The following is a 14,744-nucleotide window of genomic DNA, read 5'->3' as shown; positions in this document are numbered from 1 at the left end:
CTGCTCGCCGATCTGGGCGGGGCGTCGGGCGGCGCGCGGCCGAAGGTCCATGTCGGCTTTGGCCCTGACGGCGCGATCAGCGTTGGCGACGGCGAATTGCCGCCGGGGCATGCCGCATGGATCGTCAAGTTTCGCGCCGGTGCCGACCCGGTCGATATCGGTCCGCTGGAACAGTACTATGCCGGCATGGCGCGGGCGGCGGGGGTAACGATCGGCGAGACGCGGCTGATCGCGGCGGCGGACGGGCCGCCCCGGTTCGCCGCACGGCGCTTCGACCGGCCGGGCGGGGGCCCGCGGGTCCACATGGTGTCGCTGGCCGGTGCGATCGAGGCCCCGCCGCAGATCCCCGGGACGATCGATTACGACATGTTCCTGCGCGCCACCCGCGCGATCACGCGGGATGAGGGGGATGTGTTCCGGCGAACGATGTTCAACGTGCTGGCGGGGAATCGCGACGATCATGCGCGCCAGCATGCGTATCTGATGGACGATGCCGGCGAACGGCACCTTGCCCCGGCCTATGACCTGACCTTTTCCGACGGGCCGGGGGGCGAGCATACGCTGGCGATCGCGGGGGAAGGGGCGAGGCCGACGCGCGCGCATGTCGACCGGATCGCCAGGACCCATGGCATCGCCCCCCGGATCGTCGCCGCGATCGTCGAGCAGGTGGCCGGACCATGCGCGCGACACCGGGGTCAGCCGCGATACGATGGCAATGGTCGGGGCAAGGCTGTCGGCGATCCGCGCGGAGTTTGCCGGGCGCGGGTGACGCGCCGGCGGCGCGCAGCGCGGATAGCGCGCCGAGGACAGGCACAGCATTTCGCCCTGCCGCACCGCCGACAGGTCGAACAGCGTGGCGATGAGGCCCGTCGAGCGTTCGGGCGCACGTCGAAGCGCGCCGCCCCCGCCAGCAGGTCGATATCGCGCGCCTCGCCCGAAAAGGCGATGGCGAGGCGCGACGCGGCATCGAGCGACAGCGTCGAGCCGTCGGGCAGGCGCGCGTTGCGGCGCTGGCATAGACCTGTCGTTCGCCCCGGCCGGGGGCGCGCAGCCGCCAGACCGCGGGCAGCGCGACCGTCAGCGCGGCACAGGCCGCCGCCGCCAGCAACCCGCGCCCGGCCCGCTTCGCGACCGTCGCCCCGCGACCGACGGGGCGGGGACGGGGGGCGGGTTCCGGCGACAGCGCCGGTTCGCGGGCGGTCGCGTCCGACAGCGCGGGATCGTCGAGCAGGCGGCGCATCGTGGCGAACACCACCGAATCGGCGACGCGATAGGCATAGGCGAGCGGTTGGTCGATCGTCTGTCGCCGGTCCTGTTCGATCAGCGTCAGGTTCAGCACCGTGCCGAACCGGTCGAACGGCGCGGGCAGGAAGGTGAAGTCGCTCTGTCCCGACAGCTCGATGCCCTTGATATCGGTCTTGCCGATGTTCACGGGCCGCGAGAAGGCGGCGACGTTGGTCGCATCGGTCAGGCCGGGCAGCAGGCTGGTCGGCAGGCCGGTGGTGCCGAACGCGACGTTGTTGACGGTGCGGTTGGTGACGAACCCGTCGAGCGATTTGCAGAACAGCGCGGCGGCGACATAGCCGACCTTGCCGAAATAGCGTTCGATCGACAGGTCGAGGTCGGTCGACTTGTACGGGCGCAGGTTCGGGTTGCCGATCGATACGCTGACTTCGCCATTGCCGCGCGCCACGCTGCCGTTGACTGCCAGCGCACCGAGGCCGGGCCGGTTGATGTTGCGCGCGGCGGCGGCGCGGACCAGCAGGCCGACGGCCGGTTCGACCACCAGGTTAATCGCCGGCAGCACGCCGTCATACTCGCCCTGCACCGTCACCGGCCCGACATTGGCGACACCGGTCGAGGTCACGCCGGTACGATAGAGCCTGATGACAGTCGCGTGGCGGTGCGATGCGCGGATACTGCCCGACGAAGGGCGCAATATCCTATGGCCGGGCCCCCGTCGCGATCAGGCCCGAAGCTTCGGCTCCGGCACCGACAGATGTCCTCTCCCCGGATACGATATCGTCGGCCAGCAGCATCAGTTCGTGCGCCGTCGACGAACCGACATCGGCGACCTCGCCGAGCGCAAGGCCCGACCGGCGGCGGATCGCCGCATCCCAGTCGGCACGGACCGACGCCCAATAGTCCCGCGTCCTGCCCCAATAGTCGTCGGCGGCCCTGATCGGGAAGTCGGTGGCGGGAACGTAGGTGTTGACCACATATTCGTGGACGAACGTCGCCGGCCGGCCGTCCTTCGTGCCGATCTTGGCATTGTCCTGTTCATGGACCCAGCCCGCCGGGGTCAGGACGTGCCGGTTGGTCCCGACATAATGGTCGTAGGGCGGATGGCGCGTGGCGTCGCGCCGCGCGAGCGGCCGGCGGGTTTCGTCGCTGGTCCAGCGAGTCGCACCGTCATCGTACCGCCAGCGGCCGATCCCGCCGTATCGCGGCGAATCGTCGGTCTGCCAGACGGTCTGCGACCACGCCCCGCGCCGTTCCGATTCCGGCACCGGCCGCAGGGTCCAGCGCCCCGGACCGACATAGACCAGCACCGTCGCCGGTTGCCACGTCCAGTCCTGTCGCCAGTGCTTGACGACCATCGTCCTGCCATTGCCGTCGCTCACCACCAGCAGATGCTGGAGGACGACATGGCCGGGCGTGTCGACGATCGCGCGCACTACTTCGTGCCCGCCGCTGACCTTGGCCGGGTACGGAGTATAGCCCGCGACCAGCGGCGTCGTCTCGCGCATGTCGAACGTCACCTTGAAGGTGCCGGCCATCTTCAGGATCGCGGCATGGTCGCGCGCCTGGTCGCCATATTGCGCCGTGGCGAGCGGGGCCGGGGCGCCTTGGGCGAGCGCAGGCGACGTCGCCAGCAGGGCAAGGCCTGCCGCGGCGAACAGGAAGAGCGGATGGTGCATCGGATCGGACCTCACAGGACGAGGGACAGGGAGATGCCGGCATTGCGGCCCGGCTGCGAAAAGGCGTCGCGGATGGTCGAGGCGGACGTCAGCCCGCGCACGTCGCTCCACCAGAAATAGCGCAGGTCGGTGATGTTGAAGATGCCGGCGCGGATCGTCGCCCCCTCGTGCAGGCGCAACGACGCGGTGGCATCGAACACCCAGAAGCCGCTGGGCGTGAAACAGGACGTGCCGGGGACCGCCGGCCGCGTGCCCGCCGCCGGCTGCGCGGCGACGTTGCAGCTGTTGTTGGTGTCGGACAGGTCCTTGCCGGCGGAATGCGTCGCGACGAGTTCGGCACGGAACGGGCCGTCGTCGGGCTGGTAGAACAGGCCGGCGACGATCTTGACCGGCTCGACGCTGTCGAGCGGCATGGTGCCGGCGACGCCGGCGGTGCGCATCCTGCCCTTCGCATAGGACGCGGCGGCCCGTATGCCCACACCTACGGACAAGCGCGCCTCGCCCCGCGCCTCCAGCCCCTCGATCGTCACCCGCCCGCGATTGACGAACTGGTACACGGCGGGATTGGCGGCGGTGAACGCGCCGGACACCTGCACCTGATCGATGAAGTTGCGGAAGCGGCTGCTGAACGCCGTTCCGCTCAGCGACCAGCGCGCACCGGTCAGGCGGACGCCGCCCTCGATACTCTCGCTCGTTTCGGGTTCGAGGTCGGGGTTGGGGATCGACCGGTAATTGGCGACGATGTTGGCGAACCCGTTGTTGATCTGGTTCGGCTCGGGCGGTTTGAAGCCCTGGCCATAGTTGGCGAACAGCCGGACGCCCTCCGCGACCCGCGCCACCGCGCCAAGGCGGGGCGTGACCCGCGATCCGTTCTGCCCGCGCGGGGTGAAGGTCGTGAACAGCGGATCGTTCTGCGGATCGAGCCGGTAATGGTCGAAGCGGATCGCCGGGAACAGCGTCAGCAACCCGTCGGCGATACCGATCTCGTCCTGCGCGAACACCCCGACCAGTTCGTAGTCGGTCGTCGGAAAGGCGCGGGTCGGATAGGTTTCGCCCGCCGGGGGCACCGTGCCGCCGCGCACGCCGGTCTGCCGCGTCTTCGAATAATCGGCGCCATAGGCGAACAGGTGCGTGGCCGGGCCGGTCGTCGCCCGGCTTTCCAGTTGCAGCGTGCCGCCGAACACCTCGTTGTCGAACCGGTTGATGCGGACGCGGTCGGTGCCGACCCGGTCCTCCCACCCGGTCTGCACGGTGGCGCTCTTCTGGTAATAGGCTGCGGCCCGCACACCGCTGACCACGCCGTCGCCGGCATAGCGATAGTCGATCGTGCCGCGATTGCGCGCGGTGGTGTCGCGCGCCTCCAGCCCGAGCACCGCCGTCGCCGCCGGCGGTGCGGCGGTCACGCGGGTGATCGCGCTCAACACGTCGGTATCGACGACGGCGTCGAAGCGTTCATAGGTCAGCCGCACCCGGCTCGCATCATCAGGGCTCCAGACGAGACGCCCCAGCAACGCGTTCGAGGCGGTGTCCTGCGGGTTCGGCGTGGTGCGGTTGGTATCGGCGCTGTCGACGGTGCCCCTGTTCGCCAGTTCGTGCCCGTCGCGCCGCGTATAGGCGACCATTGCCTGCACGTCGCCCTGCCGCCCGGCCACAACCAGCCCCTTCGTCCAGCTGTCGTCCGAGGAATCATACCCGACCCGGGCGCCGCCGCCGACCGATCCGCCGTCGCGCAGGAAATCCTGCGGGTCGCGCGTGATGAAACTGACCGCCCCGGCGACGCCGTCGCTGCCGTACAATGCCGATGCCGGGCCACGGAGAATCTCCACCGACTTCAGCAGGTCGAGGTCGACATAATCGCCGCGACCGACCGACTGCGCCCCGAAGCTGAAGGCGTCCGGCACCCGCACGCCGTCGACGGTGATGAGGACGCGGTTCCCTTCCAGCCCGCGGATGTTGAAGCCGCTGTCGCGGTCGCGCCCGGTCGACGATCCCGCCGCGGTGAAGCGGGCCGGCGCGCGTCGTACCGCGACGCCGGGTTCGTAGCGTAGCAGGTCCTTCACGTCGTTCACCAACCGGTCCGCGATCGTGGCGGCGTCGATGACCGACACGGTCTGCGGCACGTCCTCCACCCGTTTCTCGCCGCGCGTCGCGGTCACGGTGATGTCGCTGTCGTCCGACGCGCCCCTTTCGCCAGCGCTGCCGGACATGGCGGGTTGGACGACGGTCTGCGCCGGAGCCACCGTCGGCAGGACGCAGAGGGTCAGGGCCGCGACGGCAGCGCCGCGCAGCAGATATGCGGATGTCATGGATGCTTCCCCTTCTCGCTTCGTCCGGTAATGCGAGTCACTAGCGTTAGCAAGTGGTTCATTTGCAGGACCGGAAGGGTCGCGACGGGATCATGATCGGCGACGGCACCGCACCGCTGCTGGGCACGGCGTTGGGGATCCACCCGCCCGGCGATCCTGATGATCGCGGCTGTCGGTCGCGCGGGGCGCGAACCGGATGCGGCCGGAGGGCGCGGTCGCCCTGCCCTTCATTCCGGCCTGCAAGAATTCCGACGCGGCTCCGTCACCAAGCTGAAATGGACGGCGGCTAGCGGCCCGGACAGGACGGCACGTCGATATCCGCCGTCCACAGGGGAATCACATGTTGCCGTTCTTGCGTCTGCTTCGCGCCACGACCGCGCTCGCCTTCGTCATCGCCACGCCGTTCGCCGCCCATGCGCAGACCGCGGAGAGCGGGACCGATCCGGAGGCGGACGCCGAAATCGTCGTCAACGGCAGCTATGCGCGCAGCCTGTCGGCGGCGATCGAGACCAAGCGCCGCGCCGCGTACGGCGTGGACTCGATCAATTCGACCGATATCGGCAAATTCCCGACGCAGAACGTCGCCGAAGCGTTGCAGCTGATCCCCGGCGTCGCCATCACCCGCCCGCGCGGCGAGGGGCTGTACGTCAGCGTCCGCGGTCTGGGACCGCAGTTCCAGAACACGCAGCTCAACGGGCGCAGCGTGGCGCTCAACGACCTGATCGAAAATGGCGGCGCGCAGGGCCGGCAGTTCCGGTTCGAGATGCTGCCCGCCGAGTTCACCGCCAGCATCGACGTCATCAAGACCCCGACCGCCGACATGGTCGAAGGGGCGCTGGGCGGCAACATCGACGTCAAGACCTTCCATCCGCTCGACACGGGCAATACCACGTCGATCAACCTGCGCGGCACCTATACGTCGCAGACCCGCGACGTCCGCCCGAACATGACAGCGCTCACCAGTGCCAAGAACGACGACGGCAGCTTCGGCGTGCTGGCCGGCGTGCAATATTGGGGCAAGACGGTCCGCAACGATCGCTTCATGAATTTCGGATGGCTGCTGAACCGCTACACCGCGGCCGGCGCGGGGGGCCTTGCCGCCGGGCTGTATTCGCCGACGCGTACCCGCCCGACCGTCGAAACCGAGGACCGCAGGCGCGTGTCGGGCATCGTCTCCGCACAGTGGCGGCCGTCGGCCGAACTGGAAACGACGCTCGACATCCTCGCGACGCAGCTCGACGTCGCCTATGACGAATTCGGCCTCGACATCTATCCGGACGATCCGGGGACGTCGGTCGTGCCGGGAACGGCGGTGATCGAAGGCGACACGCTGGTCGCCGCGACGATCAGCCGCGCCCGGTTCATGGCGTCGCGCGAATACAGCCTGAACCGTCACGACCTGCTGACCATCGGGTTGAAGCAGGTGTGGAACCCCGGCCGCTGGCACCTGTCGCTGAACGGCAACTGGTCGAGCGCGCACAGCTATCATCCCGATTATCGCCGGGGCACGGTGCGCAGCCGCGCCTTCTTCAACGGGCCGCTCACCTATGACGCGCGCGGCGGGTACAAGGTCATGCCGACCTTCACGACCCCCGTGGATGTCACCGACCCGGCCAGCTACGCCCTCTTCCCGTTCAATATCGCACCCAAGGACAGCAAGGACCGGGACAGCTATGTCCGCGGCGATGTGGCGCGCGACTTCGACGGTTTCCTGTCGAAACTGGCTGCCGGCGGGGAATATCACTGGCGCAAGCGGGACTATTTCCGGCGCGACTACAACGTCAGTCCCGCCAGCAGCGTGCCGCTCGGCATATTGGGAAGCGGCGGGTATGCGGCGATGCCGTACGACGATTTCCTAAAAGGGGTGGCCGGCAATGCTCCGCACAACTGGCTGGTCCCGGTGACCGAGGCCTATCTCGCGCGGTTCTTCACCCCCGCCGTCGAGAACAGCGCCCTGACGCTCGGCGATCGCCGGTCGTCGTTCGTCGTCACCGAAAAGATCGCCGCCGCCTATGTCCGCGCCGATTACGACTTCGGCGTCGGCGGGGTGCCGATCACCGGCAATGTCGGCGCGCGGTATGTCCACACCGATCAGGTGTCGAGCGGGACGCTGACCAGCGGAACGACCTTCACCCCGGTCAGCTTCCCCAAGACGTTCAACAACGTCCTGCCGAGCTTCAACCTGCGCGCCGAGCTTCGGCCGACGCTGGTCGCGCGGTTGGCGGCCAGTCGGGTGCTGACCCGGCCGAACGTCACCGACACGGCACCGCGCATCACGGTATCGACCGATGCCCCGACCGCAAGCGGCGGCAACCCGGAACTCGTTCCCTTCCTTGCCACGCAGGTCGACGGGTCGCTCGAATGGTATTTCGCGCGCACGGGCATGCTGTCGGGCGCGGTATTCCACAAGGCGCTGGACGATTACATCACCCAGCAGAATACCGAGATCACGATCCCCGGCCGCGGCCTCGTCCGCCTGGCGACGCAGGTGAATGGCGGCCGGGCGAAGGTGTACGGTGCCGAAGTCGCCTATACGCAGGTGTTCGGCTTCCTGCCCGCGCCGCTCAACGGGCTGGGGATGCAGGGGTCGTACACCCACACGTCGGTGCAGGCGGAATATACCGCGGGATCGCGAACGATCCGCGACCAGTTGCTCGGCCTGTCGAAGAACAGCTTCAATCTCGTCGGCTTCTACGACAACGGTCCGGTATCGGCCCGCCTGTCCTATGTCTGGCGCGACAAATATCTGTCGGGCACCGGCAGCACGACCCAGGCACCGACCTATGTCGATGCGTTCGGCTCGCTCGACGGCAATCTGTCGCTGCGCGTGAACGACCAGATGACCGTCAGCCTCGAAGGGATCAACCTCGCCGGGGCGCGGCAATATACCTATAACGACAGCAAGGCCCGGTTCGGGGAAATCAACTATTATGGCCGGACGATCCTGTTCGGCGTGCGGACGGCGTTCTGATGCGCCCCGTCCTGCTACGCGTCGTCGCCCTGCTGGCTGCCGTCGTCGCCTGTACGGCGGCGGCCCCGCGCCCGCCGCTCAGGATGAACGACGTACAGGTCATCGGCTCGCACAACAGCTTCAAGCGCCGCATTCCCGATGCGGTGATGGCGGCGATCCGGGCGCGATCGCCGGCGGAGGCCGACGCGCTGGATTATGACCATCTGTCGCTGACCGCGCAGCTCGATCGCGGCGTGCGCCAGCTCGAACTCGATATCTTCGCCGACCCGGCGGGCGGGCGCTATGCCGACCCCGCCGGCGAGAGGCTGGCAAAGGCGGCGGGCGAGACGACCGGGTTCGACCGCACGGCCATGCTGCGGCCGGGGTTCAAGGTGTTCCACATTCCCGACGTCGACTATCTGTCGGGATGCGTCACCTTCCGCCGGTGTCTGCAGGAAATCGACGACTGGTCGCGCGCGCATCCGCACCATGTGCCGATCATGATTACGATCAATGCCGCCGATCGGGCGTCGGGACGGGCCGGGATCACCGACCCGCTCCCGCTCACCGCGCCGCTGCTCGACGCGCTGGACGACGAGATCCGCGCGACGCTGGCACCGGGCAGGACCGTCACGCCGGACGAGGTGCGCGGGACCGCGCCGACCCTGCGCGACGGCGTCCGCGCGCGGGGCTGGCCGACGCTGGATCGCACGCGCGGGCGGCTGTACTTCGTCCTCGACGTGCGGCCGGAGGTCGGCGAACTCTATCGCGCCGGCCACCCTTCGCTGCGGGGGCGACCGATCTTCGGGTGGTATGACGCGACCACGGCCGAGGGGGTGGTGCAGATCGTGCAGGATCCGCTGATCGACGGCGCCAGGATACGCGACTGGGTGCAGCACGGAGTGATCGTGCGGACGCGCAGCGACCTGCCGACCGCGGACGCCCGGGCCGGCAATCACATCCGCGCCGACGCTGCGGCGGCGAGCGGTGCGCAGGCGGTCAGCACCGATTATTATCCCGGTGCCCCCATGCGGTCGGGTATCGACTTCCGGGTGACGCTGCCCGGTGGCGTGATGGAGCGGTGCAATCCGGTGTTGCGAGCAGGAGCCTGCGCCCTGCCGCGCGGAGGGGCGGCGGCACATCTGTCAGAACAGATATACGCTGGCGCCTGAGCGAGGCCGACGGACGGAGCGGGCCTTTACGCAGAGGGCAAGCTGAGCGTCGCGATGGTTCCGCCGTTCGGGGCATCGGCCAGGGTGAAGTCACCGCCGTGTCTGGCTGCGAAGTCGCGGAGGATGCTGAGGCCGAGGCCTGCGCCGCCCGTGTCGCGATTGCGAGAGGCGTCGCCGCGTTCGAACGGACGCAGCAGACGCTCGCGATCGCCGGCCGGGATACCGGGACCATCGTCGATTATCGATATGCATACGCTGGTGTCGACCTGTCGCACGGTGAGCCTGCCGCCCCCTGCATAATCGATCGCGTTGCGCAGGAGATTCTCTACCGCGCGCCGGAAGACGAGTTCGGGCACCGCAACGCGCGCCTCGTCGCCGGGCAGGAGCCGGACGATCGCGCTGCCCTGATCCATATCCTCGACGATCACGGCGAGCAGAGGCCGGACATCGACCACTTCGGCAGGCGCAGCGGCGTCGCGGGCGAAGGCCAGGACCTCGCCGATCATCGCCTGCATCCGTTCGACATCGGCGACCATGCGGGCGCGCTGCGGTTCGGGCGCGGCCTCTATCCGCAGGCGCAGCCCGGTCAGCGGCGTGCGCAGGTCGTGGGCGATCGCGGTCAGCATTCGCGCGCGTTCCACCGCTTCGATGGCGAGCCGGTCGCGCATCGCGGCGATCGCCGCGGCCGCTTCGCGCAGTTCGCGCGGTCCTTCGTGCGGGAGCGGGGCTGCGCGATCGTTGTCGAGCGCCCCGGCGAGGGTACGGAAGGGGCGGGTCAGCCGCCTCGCAAAGACCCACGCGATGGGAGCGAGCAGCAGGAGGCTGACGGCCAGCGCGATCAGGATGTTGCGCTGCCATCCGCCGAGGAAGGGCCGCACCGGCTCCACGCTGAGCCAGCGACCGCCTGGCTGTCGTACGCTCGTCGTGAAGGCGGTCATCGGCAGGCCGATCAGCGCGGAGCGGACCATGCCGCCAGCGGCACCCGGCGCGACCATATCGAAACGGCCCCGTGCCCGCTGTACGAGGACGAACGCCGGCGGCAGCGCAGCGGCACCGGGGCTGAGCGCCGTTCCGACCGTCGCCTTCTGGACATGCACGCCGATCCGCGCCGTACCGTCCGGCCATGTCACCCGCACATCGCGCGGAGACCGGCCCAACTCGGCTGCGATCAGTCCTTCCAGCATTGTCAGGCGCGCACCTCGTGGCGGCTCGGCAACGATATGGCGTTCGAATCCAGGAGTCGGCCTGTGCACCGCCGCGATGGCTTCGCCCGCGCTGACGCGAAGCACGGGCGGTTGGGGCGCGAGGATGACGATCGCGGCGGTAGTCGCGACACTCAGTATGGCGACGGCGACGCCAAAGCCACCAATCGCCACGAGCGCGCTGGGTGCGCGTCTCATGCCGGATGGACCGTCGGCAGGAAGCGGTATCCGACACCGCGCACCGTCTCGATCAGGGGAGCGGCATGCGCCTCGGCCAGCTTGCGACGCAGGCGGCTGACGGCGATGTCGATCGCCCGGTCGTAGGACGCTGCGTCCAGCCCGCGCGCGAGGTCGAGCAGCGCGTCGCGCGTGAGGATGCGGCCCGGGCGGCGGACGAACGCCGCGAGCAATGCGTGTTCGCCCTCGCTCAACGATAGCGCGCGCCCGTCAGGATCGCGCAGTCGTCGCTCGGCCATATCGAGCCACCAACCGGCGAACACCACTCCGCTGTCTGCGCGGGCGGCAGCGGAACGCTCCGCCCCCGGCCTTCGCAGCAGCGCCCGCACCCGCGCCAGCAACTCGCGTGGCTCGAACGGCTTGGTCAGGTAATCCCACGCGCCGACTTCCAGCCCGACGATCCGGTCGGTCACGGCGTCAAGGGCACTGAGCATCAGGATCGGCGCGCCGGCGGGGGCAAGGCGGCGGCACAGCGACAGCCCGTCCTCTCCCGGCATCATCACGTCGAGCACGATCAGATCGACGGATGCTTCGGCCAGTTCGCGTTCGCACGTCGCGGCGTTCCCGGCGGTACGGACCGCATAGCCGTGCCCGCCGAGGAAGTCTGCGAGCGCATCGCGGATGCTGGCATCGTCATCGACGATGAGGATCGTGCTGGCGGCGATGAGATCGGATTCCATGGCTGTGCTTCTACCAGCGCCATGTAGCATTTGCGTATCGCGGCACGCTACCGAACGGCCATCACGAGGCTACCCCGATCCGCTCGAATACCGCCCGGACAAACGGTCTGGAGGAAATGGCATGAAGGCGCGACATGGGCTGGTGGCGGGATTGCTGGCTGGCGTGGCGTCGGGCGGGCTTCACGCACAGCAGACGCCGGAGTCTGCCGCGTCATCCCCGCCGATCCCGGTTCCGGCACAGCCGGGGCGGACGGATGTACCGGCCGACACTCCGACCCCTGCGAAGGACACCGCACCCCGGATGGAGTTTCGCGGTGCCGACGGAAAGCCGCTGCCTCCCGAGATCCAGCGCCAACTGGAAGAACAGTTCCGCAAGAACCCGCCATCCATGAACAGGGCGACGGGTGGGCCCGGTGCAGGCGCGAACGGGAGCGACATCGTCGTGACCGGACAGCGGCCACGCGGTGCGGTGGTCGGCGACCTCCCGGCCGAACGCACGTTCGACCAGCTCGACATCAGGGCGTTCGGTGCCGACAATATCGGCGCGCTGCTGGACGCGATCGGCCCGCAGGTGGCGAGCAACCGCGGGCGCGGGGACAGCGGCCCCGTCACGTTGCTCAACGGCCGGCGCGTGTCGGATTTCTCCGAGATCGCGCGGATACCCACCGAGGCGATCGAGCGGATGGAGGTGTTCCCCGAGGAACTGGCGCTCAGATACGGCTATCGCGCCGACCAGAAGGTCGTGAATGTGGTGACGTACGAACGCTTCACCTCTCGCGTCGCCCAGGCAGGCTATCTAGCGCCGACCGGGGGAGGGCGCGACACCGGCGTCGGCAATGTCGACTATCTGCGGCTCCGCGGGAATACCCGCATCGGTCTGGGCGCGACGTACAGCCGGGCCGCGTCGCTGCTGGAAAGCGACCGGGATGTGCAGCAGTTTTCCGGATCGCCCGAACTCGGCCGGTTCCGGACACTCTTGCCGTCAAGCGAGCAGGGCTCGGTCAACGGGCTGGTCAGCGGTCATGTCCTGCGCGACGTGTCCGCGACATTGAACGCCCGGTTCGAGGCGAACAGCAGCATGAGCCTGCTCGGACCCGGCGAGGATGGTCCGCTGCGCCGCGACAGCGACCGGCGCGTCGGGCACCTCGGCACCACGCTGGGCGGCAGGAGCGGGTGGTGGCTGTGGACGTTCACCGGCAACTACGACCGCACCAGTACCAGGGTATTCACGGACATTGCCGATGCGACCGGCATACGCGACGAGGCACGGTCGATCGACACGCTTGCCAGTGCCGACCTGCTGCTGACCGGCCCGGTCCTGGAACTGCCCGCAGGACCGGTGTCGGCGAGCGTGCGCGGCGGTGTCGATGTTCGCGACTTCGACGGCCGATCGTCGCGTGGCGGCCCTGATGGCCGATCCGACCTCTCCCGCGACCGGGCGTCGGCGCAGGTCAGTCTCGACCTTCCGCTTTCGAGCCGTGCCGGCAGGATAGCGTCCCCGATCGGCAACCTTTCCGCCAACGTGAACCTCGCGGTCGAGCGATTGTCCGATGCCGGAACCTTGCGAACCTTCGGCTACGGTTTTTCGTGGTCGCCGGTGGATGCGGTCGGGTTCATCGCTTCCGTCACCGACGAGGAAGGCGCGCCGACGCTGGAGCAGCTCGCCGGACCGTTGCTGGTCACCCCCAATGTCCGGACGTTCGATATCGGCCGGGGCGAGGTGGTCGACGTCACGCGTGTATCGGGCGGCAATACGGCCCTGCGTCCCGACGATCGTCACGTCGTCCGGCTGGGACTGAACGTCCGCCCCCGCGCCCGCACCGACCTTACCCTCAGCCTCGATTATGTCGCCACGCGGATCGACGATCCGATCGCCGCCTTTCCGATCGTGACGCCGCGGATCGAGGCCATCGTCCCCGATCGCTTCACGCGGGGTGGCGACGGGCGGCTTCAGCGGATCGACGGACGCCCGCTCAACTTCGCCGAGGCGCGTCAGGAGCAGGTACGCTGGGGCATCAACTTCACCCGGCCGCTGGGACCAGTGCCCCCGGGCATCCAGAACGCCCGGACGCGGGTGTTCGCGAGCGAGGCGGAAGCCCGGCGGGCGCTGCCGAATGCCGTCTTCACCCGGGCCGAGCCGGGGAGCGCGATGTCCAGAAGTGCTGCCAACCTGACGAGCCGGGTGTTCGTCAGCCTGTACCACAACTGGTATCTGGAGGATACGATCACCCTGCGCGGTGGACTTCCCGCACTCGACCTGCTGGACGGCGGTGCGGTCGACGTCGGCGGTGGCCGGCGTCGGCACGAGGTCGAGTTCCAGGCCGGCGCCTTCAAGCGCGGTCTGGGTGCCCGCGTCACGGCCATCTGGCGGAGCGGGACCCGGATCGGTGGATCGGGCAACGCTACGGAAGACCTGCGCTTCGGCGATTTCGCCACGGCGAACCTCAGCCTGTTCGCCAACCTTGCCGAACGCTTCGGCGGTGCCGCTGCACCCGGATGGTTGAAAGGAACCCGTGCCACCATCGGCGTCACCAACCTGTTCAACACCCGCCCGCAGGTGCGCGACCGCGTCGGCGTGACACCGCTAAACTACCAGCCCGCCTACCTCGACCCGTCAGGTCGCGTGTTCAACTTCAATCTGCGGAAGGTCTTCTGACCGGTCGAGTGGTCGCCATGGGGTCATTGCAGAATGTCTTGGCCAGCGTACGCCAAGACCGGATGACCGGATCTGAACCGCTCGCGCAGCGACGTGGACGCCGTCTGCAGGGACGTGGGGCTGAGGCTGCCTGACGAACGCGGTCAGGCGCTCGCACGCGTGCTGTACGATGGAGGCGCGGACGCAGGCGTCGCCAACCGCAAGCAGTTGCGCGGCACGCTGCTCGCCTTGTCGCTGGGGAAGTGAGGATGCGCGGACCTTCGAAGGAACAGTTGGCGGCCTGGACGGCCGAAACCAAACGCGTCGGGTTTGAGCAGCGCAACTGGTCGGTCGTCCACTGGTTGGCGGCGCTGATCGTCACGCCGCTGCTGGCAGGTCTGGCCGCCAGCTTGCTGAATTACCCCCCTGCCCTGGCAGCGGCTTGCTGGGTTGCGGCGGCCGTCGCCGGCACGGCGATGCCCGTCTGATTCTTCGATCCTCGTCGCTTCAAGCCACGGCCGCCCGGCACGTCCTGACCGCGCGGCAGCAAGCACGCAGCCGGGTTCGAGATCGGGCGGTGCTGGTGCCCCGGTCTTGCCCATTATGCCTGCCGGGAGATGAGGTCGTGGCCCCGAAGGGGC

The 14,744-nt window shown here is 68.8% G+C and carries 10 protein-coding genes and 2 pseudogenes; 6 read left to right on the top strand and 6 right to left on the bottom strand.

What is annotated here, in order from left to right:
• Positions 1-615 (top strand): annotated as a pseudogene (locus QLH51_RS19960) (HipA domain-containing protein); the annotation flags it as partial.
• A gap of 80 nt (positions 616-695) precedes the next feature.
• On the opposite strand, the gene QLH51_RS19955 reads toward QLH51_RS19960, so the two are convergent.
• The 4 genes and pseudogenes from QLH51_RS19955 to QLH51_RS16110 form a co-directional block, all read right to left on the bottom strand.
• On the bottom strand, positions 696-977 hold the full coding sequence (locus QLH51_RS19955) for a hypothetical protein (protein WP_443018842.1): 282 nt from the start codon (positions 975-977) through the stop codon (positions 696-698).
• A 347-nt stretch (positions 978-1,324) separates the two neighbouring features.
• Positions 1,325-1,867: pseudogene (locus QLH51_RS16120) on the bottom strand (TonB-dependent receptor domain-containing protein); the annotation flags it as partial.
• 76 nt (positions 1,868-1,943) lie between these two features.
• Positions 1,944-2,921 carry a DUF6607 family protein gene (locus QLH51_RS16115; RefSeq protein ID WP_125661091.1) on the bottom strand — a complete coding sequence of 326 codons (978 nt, stop codon included), beginning with the start codon at positions 2,919-2,921 and terminating at the stop codon, positions 1,944-1,946.
• Positions 2,922-2,932: 11 nt separating this feature from the next.
• Positions 2,933-5,227 (bottom strand): TonB-dependent hemoglobin/transferrin/lactoferrin family receptor, encoded by a 2,295-nt coding sequence (locus tag QLH51_RS16110; protein ID WP_125661094.1) that lies wholly within the window; start codon positions 5,225-5,227, stop codon positions 2,933-2,935.
• Between the two features lie 340 nt (positions 5,228-5,567).
• Here QLH51_RS16110 and QLH51_RS16105 point away from each other — a divergent pair, with 340 nt between their 5' ends.
• Both QLH51_RS16105 and QLH51_RS16100 read left to right on the top strand, forming a co-directional pair.
• Positions 5,568-8,198, top strand: coding sequence for a TonB-dependent receptor (locus QLH51_RS16105; protein ID WP_125661097.1), 2,631 nt, complete (start codon positions 5,568-5,570; stop codon positions 8,196-8,198).
• Positions 8,198-9,349 carry a Ca2+-dependent phosphoinositide-specific phospholipase C gene (locus tag QLH51_RS16100; protein WP_125661100.1) on the top strand — a complete coding sequence of 384 codons (1,152 nt, stop codon included), beginning with the start codon at positions 8,198-8,200 and terminating at the stop codon, positions 9,347-9,349. The genes QLH51_RS16105 and QLH51_RS16100 overlap by 1 nt, the downstream gene beginning before the upstream one ends.
• Before the next feature lie 26 nt (positions 9,350-9,375).
• Here QLH51_RS16100 and QLH51_RS16095 read toward each other — a convergent pair whose 3' ends face one another.
• Both QLH51_RS16095 and QLH51_RS16090 read right to left on the bottom strand, forming a co-directional pair.
• On the bottom strand, positions 9,376-10,749 hold the full coding sequence (locus tag QLH51_RS16095; RefSeq protein WP_125661104.1) for a sensor histidine kinase: 1,374 nt from the start codon (positions 10,747-10,749) through the stop codon (positions 9,376-9,378).
• Positions 10,746-11,468 (bottom strand): response regulator, encoded by a 723-nt coding sequence (locus tag QLH51_RS16090; RefSeq protein WP_125661108.1) that lies wholly within the window; start codon positions 11,466-11,468, stop codon positions 10,746-10,748. The genes QLH51_RS16095 and QLH51_RS16090 overlap by 4 nt, the downstream gene beginning before the upstream one ends.
• A gap of 121 nt (positions 11,469-11,589) precedes the next feature.
• On the opposite strand from QLH51_RS16090, the gene QLH51_RS16085 reads away from it, so the two are divergent.
• The 3 genes from QLH51_RS16085 to QLH51_RS16075 all read left to right on the top strand — a co-directional run bounded on the left by QLH51_RS16085 (position 11,590) and on the right by QLH51_RS16075 (position 14,591).
• On the top strand, positions 11,590-14,124 hold the full coding sequence (locus QLH51_RS16085) for a TonB-dependent receptor (protein WP_125661111.1): 2,535 nt from the start codon (positions 11,590-11,592) through the stop codon (positions 14,122-14,124).
• Between the two features lie 114 nt (positions 14,125-14,238).
• Positions 14,239-14,370, top strand: coding sequence for a hypothetical protein (locus QLH51_RS16080; protein WP_283514639.1), 132 nt, complete (start codon positions 14,239-14,241; stop codon positions 14,368-14,370).
• A 2-nt stretch (positions 14,371-14,372) separates the two neighbouring features.
• Positions 14,373-14,591: a hypothetical protein gene (locus QLH51_RS16075; protein WP_125661113.1), complete on the top strand. Its 219-nt coding sequence runs from the start codon at positions 14,373-14,375 to the stop codon at positions 14,589-14,591.
• Positions 14,592-14,744: the final 153 nt, after the last annotated feature.

Source organism: Sphingomonas sp. 2R-10, from assembly GCF_030062225.1.
Lineage (GTDB): Bacteria > Pseudomonadota > Alphaproteobacteria > Sphingomonadales > Sphingomonadaceae > Sphingomonas.
This window is presented reverse-complemented; position numbering and strand designations above follow the sequence as displayed.